Origin of the sequence: Peribacillus acanthi, assembly GCF_003073175.1 — a bacterium.
In the GTDB taxonomy this organism is placed as follows: Bacteria; Bacillota; Bacilli; order Bacillales; family DSM-1321; genus Bacillus_BN; species Bacillus_BN acanthi.
Genome location: NZ_QBBX01000019.1, coordinates 21,501 through 38,766, shown reverse-complemented (window position 1 = coordinate 38,766; position 17,266 = coordinate 21,501). Strand labels below are relative to the sequence as shown.

Genomic DNA, 17,266 nt, shown 5'->3' with positions numbered 1-17,266 from the left:
CCGGATTCCTCGGTCTTTTTATTTTTGAAAGAAAGAGATTGTAGTTAAGCCACAAATAATATTAGGGAGGATTTCCCTAATATTATTTTGAAAGTGATTTAAATAGTATGCTTAACTGTTCATATCTTATTCTTTCAATGCTTCGTTCAGTAAATTGCATAGGTTTGACGTTCACTTCAAATATATGCAGTTGATCTTTTTCGTCCTCTCCTACATCGATGGTGAATTCCCCAAAAAAGCCTATTCGTTGTGAAAGCTGTCTTCCAATTTCAGAAGCAATGACATTGAACTGATATTCTAGATCAGAATTCTTTACACGATTATACGAAATAGCTTTCCCTCCTAAATGATTATGGGTGGTGAGCTGTTGTTCCATAGCCATCCGAACGGAGACCGCACTAACCTTAAATCCGTCTGAAGACCTCGAATGTACAAGTACTCGATAATCATATCGGTTTCCTCTTAATGTTTTCGGCTCTATTGCTTTTTGAAGAATATAACCTCGAGAGGTTAAGAAGTCAGAATTGGTTATAAATTGTTCGATGGATAGATATGTTCTGATCTTTTTATAATCTTGATAGAGAATGCCATTCTTTGATTCTTCCAGAGTGAAAATGCCTTCACCCCTTTTTCCGGATACGGGCTTAACGTAAATTTTCCCCCATTTCTTCAAGCTTTCAAGTAAGTCTTGTTCATTTGTATAGAGCAAAGTTTGTGGCAAATAAGGTGTCAATATGGGTGTGTCAATTAAAAGCTCATTCATTTCATATTTATCAACAAACCTAGGATTAAAGAAGGGAATATCCCTCTCTCTACAAAAGGTGACTACTTCACTAAATTCATTAGATTTTTCATAATTTCTAGATGGGACTCGGTTATAAATTACATTAGGAAAAGGGAAATTAGACTTGTTCCAACGATTATCTGAGTAATAATATCCTTTAATGCCATTTTCATGAATTCCATCAGCTAGGAACACATAACAAATCATCCCCTGTTTCCTTAGAAACTGAAAAATTTCAGAGAAAAAACCATGGTTACCTGCAAAAGGTACAGCACCTTGATTAATATTGCTTGGGCAAGTGAAAATCCCGACTGTTGGAAGGAAATCATCATGATCTAAATATGAAGTAGGTGGCTTAATCAGGGGAGAGGGATTTTTGATAGCTTGAATCGATTTCTGTTTCCTCATGACAGACCCTCCCCATTTCTAATGAAAATCTTTTCAGACAAGAAAATTCCATAATCAAAACAATACTGAACGGGTACATTTAATTTCTGTGTTAATTTGGGGTGATGGAATATAATTTCCCCAGGTTTTGAATTGGCTTCAAACATCCATACATTCCCGTCTTTATCCATTCCAAAATCAAATCCTATTTCAGCGATTATACCCTGCATGGATTGTTCAAGCCCCCGACTCAAAGCTAATGCTGCATGAGATAAAGAGGAAACGATTTTTATCTGCTCAGAGTGTGGGAAAGTTTCCTCAATAGTCCTTACTTCTCCCCCTGAATGAACATGAGTTGTTACACAACCATGACCGGATACTTTGACTGCGATAATAGAAACTACCCATTCTCCTTTTTGATTTTTATTAGTATGAACCCTAAAATCGAGTTTCCTGCCTTCAAACGTTATGAGGCCGATCCCTTGTTGAACAATTTTATCTTCGAAGGCACCCATACCAATTACTTGATCAACTAGACTTTCAATGGTTGGAAATCGTTGAAGCTTGTTTTCTCCTTTTTGATTTCTGTATCTACAATAGTAATAGTTGTTTTTACGATCATACATAAGCAAGAAAATATTTGAACCTAAGCTCCCGTTTATTGGTTTAATAATGGCTTTACCGAATTTCGAAAGAAGGTATTCTATCTGAGAATAGGATTGTAATGGGTAGGTTTCAGGTAAAAAAGGGGATGTCTCTTCTAAATCCAATAGACAATGATGAACATCCAGTTTGTTGAAGAAGCCTGGATTATACCAAGGAATAGCAAGTTCATCTTGAAATCTTCTTTTTACCACTAATAAGGATTGCTTTTCTTCGTCACGTCTACTTTGTACACGGTCATAGACGACATTTGGAAAAGGAAAAGAAGAGGGAAAGAATTGTTTACGGTCAAATGAGTAGCCTTTAATTAATTTCTTTTCCCAATCGATGCTTGAGGAATCAAATAGGAATGCAATGCATCCAGATTTTCTTGCAGCCAATAGAATTCTGGCAAAGTATAATCGATTTCTTTTTTCATCACGATTGTGTAAAAAGTCGGTATCTGTTGTGAAAATACCAATCAACGGCCCAATGTAAACGGTATTACCAATGCTGAATACATGAATTTCATAAGGGTAAAGTGGAATCCCAAATACTTTTGCTAAGGTGGAAGAAATGATAATTTCAGAAGAAGGATGAAAGGAAATGTTCACTTCCATAGTTCTTCCCCCAAAACATGCTTTGTTAGGTATTATATTAGATGTCGTGATTCCATGTGGGATGGTCAAAAACAAATCTTTCGATTGCCTTATTTTCATCATGGCTTTCTGTTTCATTATCATCACTTCCCAACAGGTGAGAATTCGGCATGCTGCTGTAAGTTTGCTAAGATTCAATACTGCTTTTATAATAGGAAATAGATTTGTTCTACTAAAGGAGCCTTTTAATGGAATACATATATACAATTCTCTTTATGATCATCATTGGAGCGATCATTGGCGGATTTACTAATTCTTTAGCAATCAAAATGCTATTTAGACCATACAATCCTGTCTACGTATTTGGAAAAAGAGTTCCATTCACACCAGGACTTATTCCAAAGAGAAGGGATGAGTTGGCCACCCAGCTTGGAAAAATGGTTGTGGATCATTTGTTGACTCCAGAGGGTATTCAAGAAAAGTTTATTCATGAACCATTTAGAAAAGACATGAATCTATGGGTGGGACAAGAGGTAAAAAAATGGATCAAGAATGATACTACACTCAATCAATTGCTAGAAAGGCTCGGGATGGAAAATCCTAGCATCCAAATTGAAGATAAGATTCAATCGTTTGTTATAGGAAAATTTACGACATGGATCAAATTAAAAGAGCAGAATGAAATTCAAGAGCTACTTCCTCAAGAATTGCTAATTCGGCTTGAAGAAAATGTCCCAAGACTTTCAAGCTTCATTACTCTAAGGGCTAAGGAGTATTTTTCCAGCACCGAAGGGAAGCAAAGATTGGAAGCTATGTTGGATGATTTCTTTCGAGATAAAGGGATGCTTTGGAATATGATTCAAATGTTTATCGGTAATGTGAAATTAGTTGATAAAATTCAACCAGAAATTATCAAGTTTCTCAACCAATCCCGTACTGAACACTTATTAACTGAATTAATCATGAAAGAATGGAATAAAGTGAAAGAGTGGGAACTACATAAAGTAGTCGAGCTTGTTGGAGAGAAAGAGATTCAATCCGCTTTAGGGAAGGGATTGAGTGGGATGGTTCCAGTCCGTGAGTATTTAAACATCCCCTTATCCAATCTTCTAGGACAGTATGAGGAAACCATTGTGAATCGCTTTGTTCCTTCCATCATGAATATGGTGATTTCATACGTGTTAGATAATGTAGCAAGTCTTATGGAGAAGCTTCAACTACAAGAAATTGTCCAAAAACAAGTTGAATCGTTTTCGGTTGAACGAGTTGAAGCTTTGGTCCTGTCCATTACCAGTAGTGAACTTAAAATGATTACTTATTTAGGTGCCTTACTTGGAGGGCTAATTGGTTTGGTACAAGGAATCGTAGTGATTATGTTTTAAAGTGTGATTCTTACCAAAAGGTTTGGTATAGTGAGAGAATATGAAGGAGGAGATAATCATGAGTGTAAACTTATATGATGTAGCATATGAAATGGAACGTGCGATAAGACAAAGTAAGGAATTTACAGAACTGAAAGCTCTTTACGATCAAGTGAATGCGGATGCGTCTGCAAGCAAAATGTTCGAAAACTTCCGTAACATTCAGATGAATTTGCAACAAAAACAAATGATGGGTCAAGAAATCACACCTGAAGAAATTGAACAGGCTCAAAAGCTGGTAGCCCTTGTCCAACAACATCCTGCTATCTCAAAGTTGATGGAATCAGAACAACGCATGAGCATGTTGATCGCCGAAATGAATAAAATCATCATGAAGCCACTTGAAGAACTATACGGCCCAATGCAACAATAACTAAGTGAAAAGACACAAGTCTCCTTGAAAGAGATTTGTGTTTTTTTTTTACCTAGTAAACATAAAAATAAATATTATCTCCTTCTATATGTTCTATGCTTTTTTCACCTTTCATAAAAATGGAATAGGACACTTCAGATAGGGGAGATCACCATGGTATATAAACTGCTTGCTGTAAATATTGACGGTACTCTAGTCCAATCTAATGGGCGATTAAATAAAGTGACTAAAGAAGCGATTACCTATGTTCATGACAAAGGTGTCCATGTAGCCTTGGTTACTTCTAAGAATTATCTCTATGCGAAAAAGATTGCGAAGTCTTTGAAAATTAATCCTAGGTTAGTGGCTCTTCAAGGTGCGTTTGTCGGTACTTCCATAGAAAAGCCACTTTTTGTAAAACAGCTTTCCGAAGAATTATCACTGGAAATTGTGAAGGTGATTGATAAGTTAGATTGTCAAATTCAGCTTCACCATGAAAATCATCTGGTGGGTAATCGTGTAAATTTACCAGAAAATATCGTCGGAAAAACCGTGTTGTACGACAATGAATCAAGCGTATACGCTCATCATTATGCCGATGACCTTTGTGAGTATTTACAAGAGAATCCTGGTACTCCTTCAAAAATTGACCTCATTTTCAACTCTGATAAAGATATGCGGGATTCCAAAGAAATCTTAAAGAAATTGTTCCCAGAAGTTAAGGCTATTCAATGTAGTGAGTCAAAAATAAGCGTAGTTGCCCAAGGAGTTTCAAAATGGAAGGGTTTATTATATCTAGCGGAACATCTTAATGTTAAAAAATCTGAGATCGTTTCGATTGGCGACAGTCTTGACGATTTGGATATGATTATGGGATCTGGACTTGGAGTGGCTATGGCCAATGCTCATCCAGAAGTGAAAAAGGCTGCAGATTGGATAACCCGTACGAATGATGAAAATGGAGTTGCTTATATGCTGAAGGAATTCTTCCGCAAACAGCATCCGATTGAATTCCTTTCTAGAATGAATTTGTTGAAATAGTGCAGAGCCCTTCAATGATGTTGGAGGGCTCTTTTTTAATTAATAACTTTTTCCATTATATTGACCATGAAATATACATTATGTACACTAATAGAAGTCTATTTTTACGAATAAACTTAGAAAATTAACATAGAACAGGTGATATTGCGTGCATATAGAGATTCATGGTCTAAATGATGAGCGATTCCATCGACCACTTCAATTAATCACTAATTTGTTTTTTGAAGAGTCAGAGGTCGATTTTATTCCAAATGAAGAAGCTGATGTCATGGTGACTATGAAGCTTCATACAGATAATAGAATCCTAGTGGAAGCAGAGCTTTTTAATAAGGAAACATTACTTACATCCACATATCGTTATGAAAAGGAATGGAATGTAACAGAAAACGAAAAAGAGAATTTTAAGCAACTTAAAAAAGCGGTTTCGTATGCCTATTTAAATGTGCTTCAAGACATGACAGGCATGAAGCAAAAATGGGGAATTCTAACTGGAGTTCGCCCGACAAAGCTGCTTCATAAGGCGTTACAAGCTGGCGAAAAGCCAGAAGACGCTCATAAAAGATTGCAAGATGAGTATATGATTTCAGAAGAAAAAGTCGATTTAATGCAACGGATTATAGATCGTCAATTAGCTATTGTTCCAGATTTATATCAATTGCAAAAAGAAGTCAGCATCTATATTGGAATTCCTTTTTGTCCAACCAAGTGTGCGTATTGTACATTCCCAGCTTATGCCATTAATGGGCGTCAAGGATCAGTGGACTCATTCCTTGGTGGCCTCCATTATGAAATTCGAGAAATGGGTAAATGGTTAAAGGAAAATAATATTAAGATTACGACTGTCTATTATGGTGGAGGTACCCCAACTTCCATCACAGCAGAAGAAATGGACATGCTTTATGAAGAAATGTATCAATCATTTCCTGAAGTGGAGAAGATTCGTGAAATCACTGTAGAAGCAGGGCGTCCAGACACCATTACCCCTGAAAAGCTAGAAGTGTTGAAGAAGTGGAAAATTGACCGAATTAGTGTTAATCCGCAATCCTATACACAAGAGACATTGAAAGCAATCGGGCGACACCATACTGTCGATGAAACGATTGAAAAGTATCATCTTGCTAGAAGCATGGGTATGAATAATATCAACATGGATCTTATCATTGGATTGCCAGGTGAGGGAGTAAAGGAGTTTCAGCATTCATTAGATGAATCGAAAAAACTGCTACCTGAGTCGTTGACAGTTCACACACTTTCATTTAAACGAGCTTCTGAGATGACGAAGAATAAAGAAAAGTACAAGGTCGCCCCACGTGAAGAAGTGGAGACTATGATGAGTATGGCGGAGGAATGGACGAAGGAGAACGGCTATGTCCCATATTACTTGTACCGTCAAAAGAACATCCTTGGAAACTTAGAAAACGTTGGTTATTCCTTCCCAGGCCAAGAAAGCATCTATAATATCATGATTATGGAGGAACAGCAGTCAATCATAGGTTTGGGGTGTGGAGCATCGAGTAAGTTCGTTCATCCGGTTACAGGGAAAATTACGCATTTTGCTAACCCAAAGGACCCTAAGTCCTACAATGATAGCTTCCAAAAGTATACAGATGAAAAGATAGCCATTTTAAATGAATTATTCGCAATAGCACCTACAAAACAATAAATTAAGACAAACCAGACTTCGCGATTGTTACGGAGTCTGGTTTTTATTTTACTTTAAGAAATTGGTAATAATGAGGTGATTCGGCGTCGTGACCAATTTTCAACAAGGCTTTTGCCAGCGAACATTTTGCCTATCAAAGTTTACAAATACTAGGGTCCCATTCGACAAGTTGGGCGTAATGTTGCAAAAGTTGGGCGTTAAATCGTTAAAGTTGAGCTTAAACTCCTCGAAGTTGGGATTAAAACAAAAAAAGTTAGAGATAAACTTCTGAATATTGAATCTAAAAGGGGTATCTCAAAAAAACCCTTCCTCAAAACCAAGCAGAATTACAACGAAAAGGCATATTTCAAGAATCTCCCCATAATTTGTATAATAAAGAGAGCTTGTCAGAAAAAAGGCTGTGAATATGATGAATGTATATTTATATTTTATTCTCTGTTATTTTATTGGGAATCTCATGACCGGATATACCATTGTTAAATTAAGCCAGAATAAAGATATTCGTGATTTGGGATCAGGTAATGTAGGGGCTAGAAATGCGGGGAGGTTGTTTGGGAAGAAATTCTTTGTGATAACCTTTTTAGGTGATGCCCTTAAAGGTGCGCTTGTCATTTACTTAGGACAATCTTTAGACTACTCCCCAGGTGTGCAGCTTGTAGGATTAGAACTCGCCGTGATTGGACATATATTACCGGTCGTTTTACGTTTCAATGGGGGAAAAGGGGTCTCGACATTCATTGGAGGGATGCTGGCTTTCAATCCGTTGGTAGCGGTGGTAATCATAGGGGCGTTTCTTATCATGTATCCCTTTACAAAAAGTTTTACAATTGCAGGTCTTGGTTCATTATTAATGATTCCTTTATACTTCTATTTTTACGAGAATACACATGATCATGCATTCCTTGTATTTGGGATGGTCATTATAATTATTATAGCGCATTCAAAAGACATTTTCGAAAGGATGAAGCGCGATGAAAGATATTCATGATTATATCTTTAAGATAGCCAATCATGAACATGAATTTAATCAGATACATAGACTCAATTATGAGACATTCGTTGAAGAAATTCCTCAGCATCAAAGAAATCATGTGGGAATTCTAGTGGATCGGTTTCATCATGAAAATACATACTTGATCTGTATCAAGAATAAAAAAGTGATAGGCATGATTGCTGTACGTAATAAACGGCCGTTTTCATTAGATGAAAAAATTGGACGAGTTGAAGATAGCCTACCAGTAAAATTCGAGAGTTTATGTGAAATCAGGCTTCTATCCGTTCAAAAGCAATTTAGAAAAGGGAGGGTGTTTTTAGGGTTAGCTCAATTACTATCCTCATATTGTCTCCAAAAAGGGTATGATGTAGCCGTAATATCTGGAACAGTCAGAGAAGCAAAACTGTATAACCATCTTGGCTTTAAGCCTTTTTCCGTTCTTACAGGATCAGATGATGCACAGTTTCAACCTATGTACTTAGACAAAGGGACCTTTGAAAGGATTCTAGCGGCCAAGTTATCTAGAAGTCACGTAAGTTTTCTTCCTGGACCTGTGACAGTTTCAGATTCTGTTTCTAATGCCATGGGACAAATCTCAATCTCTCATCGCTCAAAAGCTTTTCAAGTAAAGTTAGAGGAAGCAAGAAATACTCTTACTAAAATGACAAATTCAAAATTTGTTCAAGTATTAATGGGAACTGGAACATTAGCAAATGACGTGATAGGTGGACAAATTTCTCTCCTAGATGGAAAAGGTCTCATATTAATAAATGGTGAATTTGGTCAAAGGTTGCAAGAACAGGCAGATAGGTGGCGGCTAACATATGATGTACTAGTAAAAGAATGGGGTCACCCCTTTACAAAAGAAGAAATAGAATCTCAATTATCACCTGATATGGAATGGATCTGGTCAGTTCATTCTGAAACGTCCACTGGAACTTTAAATGATATTGATATGCTAAAAAGAGTGACAGACAAACATCATCTTAAGCTTTGTCTAGATTGTATCAGTTCTATCGGGGCAGTGCCGTTAGATTTAGAGGGGATATACTTAGCCTCTGGAGTTAGTGGCAAAGCCATTGGAGCTTATACAGGACTTTCTTTTGTCTTTCATAATCACCATATCTTAGAATCTTATAAACTACCTAAATATTTGGATTTAGGCTTCTATCAATCTAACGATAGTATTCCTTTCTCACATTCATCTAACCTGATAGATGCGTTATTAGTAGCGCTTAAAGGAATAAATGAAGAAAGGTACTTTAAAATAATAAATCGGTACAAAAAGATTAGAAGGTCAATTGAATCGATCCAATTAAAAGTACTATCAGAAGAAAGGGCATCTTCACCAGTTATTATAACGATTGAGTTACCTTCAATGATTTCTTCTCGTACGATTGGTGATTTACTAAAATTTCAAGGTTACCAGCTTCATTATGAAAGTACCTATCTTCAGCAAAAAAACTGGATACAAATTGCTTGCATCGGGGAACTCGATGATAATGATGTAAATAAAATGATAGCTATTCTGGACCAGGTCTTACAATATGAAACCTCACTCATTTAATGAATAAATATTGAATTTTTAAAAAATTCATTTTTATTCAACCTGCAAAAAGGTATAATGATATAAGAATGAATTGAGGGAGGGCTTTGTTTGAGTACAGAATCTATGTCACTCGCAAAACCAGTTTTAGTAGAGAAGGTAGGTCGCGTTGCTCATGTAGAGTTAAATCGACCAGAAGCTCTAAATGCGTTAAATAAAGAAATGCTGTTAGAGTTGTCTAAGCAGCTACGTACATTGTCAATAGATGATGAAATTGATATCGTTTTATTAAAAGGTAAGGGGAAAGCGTTTTCTTCAGGTGGAGACATTAAAACGATGCTTACATCTTCAGATGAGAATGATTTCTATGCAATTATGGATAGTATAAGTGAAGTCGCACTTACACTTTATAGCATGCCAAAACTGACGATATGTGCTATTAAAGGTGCAGCTGCAGGTTTAGGATTAAGTATTGCATTGGCATGCGATTATTCAATTGCTGCAGAAGATGCCAAGATTGCAATGAATTTTATTGGCATTGCCCTAATCCCAGATGGAGGTTCTCATTTCTTCCTAGAAAGAAGAATAGGGGAAGTAAAGGCAAAAGAACTGATTTGGGAAGGAAAAGTCTTGAATGCAGTTGAGGCATTCGAGAAGAACTTAATTCACGAAGTGTCACAAGATCTAGAATCATCAGTAAGCGATAAAGTCCAACAATGGTTGAATAGTCCAATTCAGGCAATGGTGAAGACAAAAAAAATCTTAGCTGACATGAGTCGTCCTCAACTACAAAAAATTCTTGAATTAGAAAAGCACGGTCAACTTAAAATGAGACAAACCGAAGACCATGCCGAAGGAATAAAAGCCTTCGTTGAAAAAAGACGCCCGAACTTCCAGGGGAAATAATTAAAAAAGAGCGGTTACAAATACCATGTAATATAGGATGGTCTTGTAGCCGCTCTTTCTTGTTAACGATGAAATAAGATTAGTTTCCCGCTAGGCGATGTACAGCGGTGGGTTTTTTCATGAAAATCTTTTTCTTTTAATAACTGTTCACCTAAGCTCTTAGCTTGTTGATCATTTTCAGCATGAAACGATTCATCAAGCAATTTTTCTCCAGTTGGATCAAATGCAGTAAGTTTATAAGTTTTCAAAGTAACACCTACTTTTCTAATTTTTCTGATACTTGTTACTATTTTTGCATAATATTATTCATCTTGTAAAGCGGTTACATCGCACTGATGGTTGATAAAGGTCTCGAACCGTATTACGATGAAATTGCTGGAAAAATATTCTGGAAATTTAGAACCTTTTAATGAGTCATACGTATAGAGATTGAGGGGGGAGATTGTGTGTCATTACAAATTGAGAATGTAACAAAAAAGTTTGGGGATTTTACAGCGGTTAACGCAGTAAATTTTTCAATACCCGAAAGTGAAATGTTTGGATTCCTTGGTGCAAACGGTGCTGGAAAAACGACTACTTTTCGCATGATATTGGGATTGCTTGATCCTACCGCAGGTAAAATTACCTGGAATGGGAAGAAAATCGATTATTCGACAAGCTCAATTATTGGGTATCTACCAGAAGAACGTGGTCTATATCCAAAATTAAAGGTTCAAGAACAAATCGTATATTTAGCTAGATTAAGAGGAATGAAAAAATCGGATGCAATGAGAGAACTGGACGTTTGGCTAGAGCGCTTCAAAGTACCAGAATATAAGAATAAAAAAGTGGAAGAGTTATCTAAAGGGAATCAACAAAAAATCCAGTTCATTGCTTCTGTAATCCATAAGCCAAAGCTTTTAATTTTGGATGAACCATTTAGTGGTTTAGATCCAGTTAATGTCGAGATGCTAAAAAAGGCAGTTTTGGAGTTAAAAAATCAAGGAACGACGATTGTGTTTTCCAGTCATAGGATGGAACATGTGGAAGAATTGTGTGAGCATTTATGTATTATGCACAAAGGTCAACCGGTCGTACATGGGAAACTCAAGGAAATTAAGCGTTCTTTTGGTAAGAAGAATGTAATCGTTCACGCAGATTTTGATATGAGCTATTTGGAAACTTTCTCTGGAGTAACAAAATTCAAGAAAACAACAGAAGGTGCACATATGCAAATTACTGGAGAGGATGTAGCTGAAAACTTATTAAAGGAATTAGTTTCGAAAGGATTTGTGCGCAAATTCGAATTAGAGGAACCATCCTTAAATGATATTTTCATTGAAAAGGTAGGTGCTTCTCTTGAGTAAATTTTGGCTAGTCTTATCCCATACATACTTATCCAAAGTGAAGGCAAAGTCCTTTCTAATTTCTACTGCAATCATGCTGGTCATTGTGTTAGGGTTTACAAACTTAAATCGGATCATTGATATGTTTAACAAAGATAAGCAAGAGAGCATTGCGATATTGGATGAAAGTAATAAATTCAAAGAACCGTTTTCGAAAATATTTACAGCTCAAAATGAAGATATTACTCTTCAAGATATTGATTCTGAAGACGAAGGTAAGCAGCTTGTAAAGGATGAAAAAGTGAAAGGTTATTTAGTCATCCAAGAAGATGAAAAAGGGATGCCAAATGGGATTTATAAATCCAATTCGATTTCTGATAATATGATGAATACACAGCTTGCTGCTGCTTTAACTCAAGTGAAAAGCATGCTTGTCACTAGCAAGTTAAATCTTTCGGCTGAACAAGTCCAATCTTTGTATGAACCTGCTGGATTTGAAAAAGAAGCACTACAGGATAGCGCAAAGACAGAAGAAGAATTAAATCAAGCCAGAGGTCTCGTTTATATTCTATTGTTTGTAATTTATTTTGGCGTCATCATGTATGCCAATATGATTGCCGCAGAAGTAGCGCAAGAAAAGACATCTCGTGTTATGGAGATTTTAGTCTCAAGTGTTCCTCCCATCCAACAAATGTTTGCTAAGATTTTAGGGATTGCACTTTTAAGCATCACTCAAATGTCTTTGTTTTTATTGGTTGGATACACCTCCATCAAAAAGAACCTTGAAAATATGGAGGGTGGCATTTTCTCCTTCTTAGGATTCGGAGGAACCTCGCTAACTACTATCGTTTATGCCTTTGTTTTCTCTTTATTAGGTTATTTTCTTTATGCCACATTAGCTGCATTCTTAGGATCGTTAGTAAGCAGAGTGGAGGATCTTCAACCTACCATCACGCCGATGATTATGTTAGTAGTGGTTGGTTTTATGTTGGCGATGTTCGGATTGAATAATCCTGAAGCAGGTTTTGTCCAAGTAACATCGTTCATTCCTTTCTTTGCACCGATGCTCATGTTCCTTCGTATTGGGATGTTGGAGGTTCCTTTATGGGAAATTGCAACAAGTATCGGGATTCTTGTTTTGACCATCGTGTTTCTTGCTGTAATAGGAGCACGTATTTACCGAGGCGGAGTGTTGATGTACGAGAGTGCAAACTTCTGGAAAAACATTAAGAGGGCATTGCAATTAAAATAACTGGTTTAAAAGGGTACCCCTAAAGTGGGTGCCCTTTTTGGTGTTATAAAAAAGTCACTGATTAAAAGAGAAAGTATGTTCTGTTTGTGGTAAAATGATGCAAATGAGAGGTGATAATCTTGGGGAATGTTAAGTTCGTTCATGCAGCAGATCTGCATTTAGATAGTCCCTTTAAAGGTTTGCAAAATGTTCCTGAGACAATAATGAATAGATTACAAAATAGTCCTTTTCTTGCATTTCAAAGGATTGTATTCTCTGCCATTAAGGAAAAAGTAGATTTTCTTTTGATAAGCGGTGACCTTTATGATGGGGAAAACCGTATACTATCAACACAAATCAAACTTCGAAAAGAATTTGAAAAACTAAAAAGCCATGGAATCCAAGTGTATATCATCCATGGTAATCATGATCATTTAGGTGGGAATTGGATACAAATTGAATTTCCAGAGAATGTTCATATTTTTCCAGATAAAAGGGATATAAAAGTATTTGAAAAGGAAGATGGAACCACAGTCCATATATATGGATTCAGCTATTCAAAAAGGCATGTAATGGACCGTGCCATTACTTATTATTCAAAACTCGACGGCGCAGATTATCATATTGGGATGCTACATGGATCGGTTGAAGGTAATAACGACCATAGTCCGTATCTGTCCTTTTCGATACAAGAATTAATGGATTTGGATTTTTCCTATTGGGCATTAGGTCATATACATAAATACGAAAAGCTTTCAGTAGACCCCCCTATCGTCTATGCTGGAAATCCACAAGGAAGGAATCGAAAGGAACAAGGAGAAAAAGGATGTGTATTAGTTACCTTAGAAGATGGGAAATCAGCTATTAACTTTATACCTACCTGTGATGTTTATTGGGAGAAAGCTGAACCTTTGCAAAAAGACATCAAAAGCTTTGACGATTTATTAGAATCATGTCGTGAGCAAATGGAATCTTTACGAAAAGAATGTGGGGCTGTTATGGCAGAACTACATATTAAAGCTAGCTCATTCCCTGAGGATCTAGTAGTTAGAGAGGCAGAGCTATTAGAAATCCTGCAAGAGGAAGAGGAACAACGAGAAGACTTTGTTTGGCCTTATTCTTTAATTTTTTTGATGCCCGATACATCCCATATTAAGTCCACTAATTCATTATTCGAGGTGATTAAGCAGCAATCTATGCAGGAGGATTTAATAATAAATGCCGTAAAGCCATTATTTACTCATGTTACTGCTCGAAAATATTTGGATGACGTATTGGAAGATGAAAAACATTTATTGTTGGAAGAAGCGGAAACCCTCCTATTTCAGCTCATACAGACAAGGGGAGGAGTAATGAAATGAGGATTATTGGGATTGACCTATATGGATATGGGAAAATGGAAAATGTTCGCTTTACGTTGAACTCAGATTTATTAGTATTTTACGGTAAAAATGAAGCGGGAAAATCAACATTGATGTCATTTATCCATAGTATTCTTTTCGGATTTCCTACAAAGCAGCAATCAGAGAATCGATATGAACCTAGGAACCAATCCAAATATGGAGGAAAATTGACAATCCATTCGGAACAGCATGGAGAAGTTACAGTGGAAAGGATTAGAGGGAAAGCAAAAGGAGATGTGACGGTCACTTTTTCAGATGGTCGTATTGGACATGAGGAAGCACTTGCAGAATTACTGCAAGGAATGGACAAGTCAACGTTTCAATCAGTTTTTTCTTTTAATTTGGACGGTATTAGTGCTCTGAGAAATATGAATAAAGGTGAAATCGGCAAGTATTTACTTTCTGCTGGCCTTGTAGGAAGCGATCGTTTGTTGCAGGTACAATCTGAACTTCAAAAAGAAATGGAACAAAGATATAAGCCTGCTGGTAAAAATCCTCCTATCAATAAAGCCATCAAGGAATTACAAGCTTTACACCAGATCACTAGGAAGGCTGATGAAGCCCAAAGTGAATATTTGTTTCTAAAGGAAGAATATATCAGGCTTCAATGTGAGTTGGCTGACACGGAGAATATGATCAAGAACCTTGATCAAGAGCTTCAGTTCCTAGCTGAATGGAAGAGTATCAAGCCTATCATAGAAGAGCATGATAGTGTGAAAAAAAGATTAGAAGAAATAGGGGACTTTCCGTTTCCTATAGATGGAAAAAATCGATTGGAGCAATTACTCCAAACTAGGATTCCTTTGGTAGCTCAACGGCTGACGGTGGCTTCTAGAATGGAAGAATTAGAACACACAATAAAAAATGAATGTAGGATTTCTCCAGAACAGGAAGCAGAGATTCAACTGGTATTGGAAAATGCAAATTCTATCCATGACTGGAGCATGCATGAGAGGGAATTGTTATTACAACAAAAAACACATGAAAGTACCGTTGCAGAATGCTTACACGACTTACATCTTGATTTGGATCCTGAACAAATTCTCAAGTTAGATACGAGTGAATGGGTTAAGCAACAATCAATCGAGCTAGATTTGGCATCTGAGAAAATGAAAAATGAAAAAAAGCATCTCGATCAGCAATTCCAGCTTGAAAAAGATAAATTAGAAGCATCCGAAAAGAAAATTCAGGAACTTTCCTCTCACTTGTTAACGAAAGAGAAGCGTGAACAGTTGGAAAGAAGAAAGAAAGAATCTAGTCAAGCTGGACAGAACCAATTGAAAAGAGATTGGCTTATAGAACGGATAGAATCTTTAGAAAAAAAGATTTCCCATGCAAAAAAACAAGAAGGACAAGATTATAAAAATCAACGCCTGGTTTCAACGATTCTTGCGACAATTTGTGGTGCTGGATTGGTATATTGCTTCATTGAGAATCAATGGATATTAGCTGTTATTTTAGGGGTTTTACTTTTTATTTCATTATCAGCTACAAGGGGTAGTCGTAAAAACTCTGGCTTATTGGATTTTATAAAGGAAAAACAGCAGTTAAGTGAACAATTGGAGCAAATTGATAAACAATCCCCAATTCAAAGCAGTTTGGCGGAGGAAGAGCTACTTATTAAGGATAATGAAATTCAAAGACGACTACAGGAAGAAAACATCCGAAATCAAGAATACGAGCACACTTTTAACCACATTGTCGATCGGTTTGAGAAATGGGAGAAAGATTTTGAACAACTTCAAATCTTGAAAACTAAGCTTTTAAATCAGTGGGGTTTGCCTAGTCGTTTTGAAGAGTTAAGATTAGAGTCTATTTATCTAACGCTTCAAACAATAAAAATAACGTATAGGGAACTGGAAACAATCAATCAAAAAATTCTGACATACCAAACACAAATCTCAAAGGTAAAAGAAGCAATTTTCACTCATGCAAAGGCATTGGAGTTGACTGTAACAAATTGGCAAGACGGAATGTTCACATTGAAACAGGCCATAGCCACTAGTCAAGAAGAGAAGATTAATAGGACCCATTTAATCAAGGAACTACAGCGATTAAGTGAACAGAAGACGTATTTAGAGAATGAAATCACCTTAATCGATCAAGAGATAACAGGACTATATGAATTAGCTCTGTGTAATGACGAAGAGCATTTTAGGCTTTTAGCCAGCCTTAATGACGAAAAACTGCAGTTGCAACAAAAGATAGCACCTCTTCAAGAGTCATTAAGAGGACTTTCAAAAGATTTTCTAGCTTGGTTAGAACAGGTAAGCCATAGAAGCATCCATACAAACGACTACGATCACATGTTAAATGAACGAGAGAAGTTGTTGGGTAAACAAAATAATTTGCTCGCTAATTTATCAGAGCATAAGCATAAAATCAGTGTGTTAGAGGAAGGTGGGACGTATGAACAAACGATAACCCATTTCCTTAATAAGAAATCATCTTTTCAGACTTCGGCTAAAGAATGGGCCAAGTTTGCGATTGCTAAAGAAATGTTAAGTCAAGCGATAGCAAACTATAGAAATGAAAAGTTGCCAAAAATCATGCTGACTGCAGAACGATATGTAAACATCTTGACGAATGGGGAGTATCTAAAGCTTTCCTGGTCTTCCAATGATGAACAATTGATCCTCCAAAGGAAAGATGGAGTTTGGTTTGAGGCTGCAGAAGTAAGCCGAGGGACAAGTGAACAAGTCTATATGGCGTTGCGATTCTCATTGGCAGAACATACCGGTAAAATAGAAGGTCTTCCTATCATTATTGATGATAGCTTTGTAAACTTTGATGACAATCGAACAAATAAGGCAATTGAATTACTCCATAAACTTAAAGGAAAGCATCAAATTTTATTTTTTACTTGTCATAAACATGTCGCCGATCAATTCAATAAAGAGCATGTGATTCTACTTCAAAACAAGTATGAATCAATTTTTTAAAAAGTTAACTATGGTATACTTAAATCACCA

General features: G+C 36.5%; 14 protein-coding genes. 11 read left to right on the top strand and 3 right to left on the bottom strand.

Annotated features, from left to right (window positions below; translation table 11 throughout):
- Positions 1-82 precede the first annotated feature (82 nt).
- Entirely contained in the window at positions 83-1,192 is a 1,110-nt protein-coding gene (locus tag DBX25_RS16785) for a YheC/YheD family endospore coat-associated protein (RefSeq protein ID WP_108671934.1), read from the bottom strand.
- Positions 1,189-2,550, bottom strand: coding sequence for a YheC/YheD family endospore coat-associated protein (locus DBX25_RS16780; RefSeq protein WP_157951005.1), 1,362 nt, complete (start codon positions 2,548-2,550; stop codon positions 1,189-1,191). Before DBX25_RS16780 ends, DBX25_RS16785 begins: the two co-directional genes overlap by 4 nt.
- A gap of 110 nt (positions 2,551-2,660) precedes the next feature.
- Here DBX25_RS16780 and DBX25_RS16775 point away from each other — a divergent pair, with 110 nt between their 5' ends.
- The 7 genes from DBX25_RS16775 to DBX25_RS16745 all read left to right on the top strand — a co-directional run bounded on the left by DBX25_RS16775 (position 2,661) and on the right by DBX25_RS16745 (position 10,335).
- Positions 2,661-3,794 carry a DUF445 domain-containing protein gene (locus tag DBX25_RS16775; RefSeq protein WP_108671932.1) on the top strand — a complete coding sequence of 378 codons (1,134 nt, stop codon included), beginning with the start codon at positions 2,661-2,663 and terminating at the stop codon, positions 3,792-3,794.
- Between the two features lie 58 nt (positions 3,795-3,852).
- Complete coding sequence (locus DBX25_RS16770; RefSeq protein WP_108671931.1) at positions 3,853-4,206, top strand: YlbF/YmcA family competence regulator; 354 nt, start codon at positions 3,853-3,855, stop codon at positions 4,204-4,206.
- Between the two features lie 153 nt (positions 4,207-4,359).
- Complete coding sequence (locus DBX25_RS16765) at positions 4,360-5,226, top strand: Cof-type HAD-IIB family hydrolase (protein ID WP_108671930.1); 867 nt, start codon at positions 4,360-4,362, stop codon at positions 5,224-5,226.
- A gap of 148 nt (positions 5,227-5,374) precedes the next feature.
- Positions 5,375-6,889, top strand: coding sequence for a coproporphyrinogen III oxidase (locus DBX25_RS16760; protein WP_108671929.1), 1,515 nt, complete (start codon positions 5,375-5,377; stop codon positions 6,887-6,889).
- Between the two features lie 406 nt (positions 6,890-7,295).
- Positions 7,296-7,877, top strand: coding sequence for a glycerol-3-phosphate acyltransferase (locus DBX25_RS16755; protein ID WP_108671928.1), 582 nt, complete (start codon positions 7,296-7,298; stop codon positions 7,875-7,877).
- Positions 7,861-9,450, top strand: coding sequence for an aminotransferase class V-fold PLP-dependent enzyme (locus DBX25_RS16750; protein ID WP_108671927.1), 1,590 nt, complete (start codon positions 7,861-7,863; stop codon positions 9,448-9,450). Before DBX25_RS16755 ends, DBX25_RS16750 begins: the two co-directional genes overlap by 17 nt.
- Positions 9,451-9,555: 105 nt before the next feature.
- Positions 9,556-10,335: an enoyl-CoA hydratase gene (locus DBX25_RS16745; RefSeq protein ID WP_205685258.1), complete on the top strand. Its 780-nt coding sequence runs from the start codon at positions 9,556-9,558 to the stop codon at positions 10,333-10,335.
- A 62-nt stretch (positions 10,336-10,397) separates the two neighbouring features.
- Here the strand turns inward: DBX25_RS16745 and DBX25_RS16740 are convergent, their stop codons facing one another.
- Positions 10,398-10,583, bottom strand: a complete 186-nt coding sequence (locus tag DBX25_RS16740; RefSeq protein ID WP_108671925.1) for a YhzD family protein — start codon at positions 10,581-10,583, stop codon at positions 10,398-10,400.
- A 198-nt stretch (positions 10,584-10,781) separates the two neighbouring features.
- Between DBX25_RS16740 and DBX25_RS16735 the strand changes: the two genes are divergently transcribed.
- The 4 genes from DBX25_RS16735 to DBX25_RS16720 all read left to right on the top strand — a co-directional run bounded on the left by DBX25_RS16735 (position 10,782) and on the right by DBX25_RS16720 (position 17,236).
- Positions 10,782-11,681: an ABC transporter ATP-binding protein gene (locus DBX25_RS16735; RefSeq protein ID WP_108671924.1), complete on the top strand. Its 900-nt coding sequence runs from the start codon at positions 10,782-10,784 to the stop codon at positions 11,679-11,681.
- Positions 11,674-12,912 carry an ABC transporter permease gene (locus DBX25_RS16730; RefSeq protein WP_108671923.1) on the top strand — a complete coding sequence of 413 codons (1,239 nt, stop codon included), beginning with the start codon at positions 11,674-11,676 and terminating at the stop codon, positions 12,910-12,912. Before DBX25_RS16735 ends, DBX25_RS16730 begins: the two co-directional genes overlap by 8 nt.
- A gap of 119 nt (positions 12,913-13,031) precedes the next feature.
- Positions 13,032-14,252: a metallophosphoesterase family protein gene (locus tag DBX25_RS16725; RefSeq protein ID WP_157951004.1), complete on the top strand. Its 1,221-nt coding sequence runs from the start codon at positions 13,032-13,034 to the stop codon at positions 14,250-14,252.
- Positions 14,249-17,236 (top strand): ATP-binding protein, encoded by a 2,988-nt coding sequence (locus tag DBX25_RS16720; RefSeq protein WP_108671921.1) that lies wholly within the window; start codon positions 14,249-14,251, stop codon positions 17,234-17,236. The genes DBX25_RS16725 and DBX25_RS16720 overlap by 4 nt, the downstream gene beginning before the upstream one ends.
- The last annotated feature ends 30 nt before the right edge of the window (positions 17,237-17,266 follow it).

Excerpts from the sequence above, each read along its gene's own strand:
- DBX25_RS16785 (WP_108671934.1), bottom strand. The coding sequence starts at position 1,192 with ATGAGGAAACAGAAATCGATTCAAGCTATCAAAAATCCCTCTCCCCTG.
- DBX25_RS16780 (WP_157951005.1), bottom strand. The coding sequence starts at position 2,550 with ATGAAACAGAAAGCCATGATGAAAATAAGGCAATCGAAAGATTTGTTT.
- DBX25_RS16775 (WP_108671932.1), top strand. The coding sequence starts at position 2,661 with ATGGAATACATATATACAATTCTCTTTATGATCATCATTGGAGCGATC.
- DBX25_RS16770 (WP_108671931.1), top strand. The coding sequence starts at position 3,853 with ATGAGTGTAAACTTATATGATGTAGCATATGAAATGGAACGTGCGATA.
- DBX25_RS16765 (WP_108671930.1), top strand. The coding sequence starts at position 4,360 with ATGGTATATAAACTGCTTGCTGTAAATATTGACGGTACTCTAGTCCAA.
- DBX25_RS16755 (WP_108671928.1), top strand. The coding sequence starts at position 7,296 with ATGATGAATGTATATTTATATTTTATTCTCTGTTATTTTATTGGGAAT.
- DBX25_RS16750 (WP_108671927.1), top strand. The coding sequence starts at position 7,861 with ATGAAAGATATTCATGATTATATCTTTAAGATAGCCAATCATGAACAT.
- DBX25_RS16745 (WP_205685258.1), top strand. The coding sequence starts at position 9,556 with ATGTCACTCGCAAAACCAGTTTTAGTAGAGAAGGTAGGTCGCGTTGCT.
- DBX25_RS16720 (WP_108671921.1), top strand. The coding sequence starts at position 14,249 with ATGAGGATTATTGGGATTGACCTATATGGATATGGGAAAATGGAAAAT.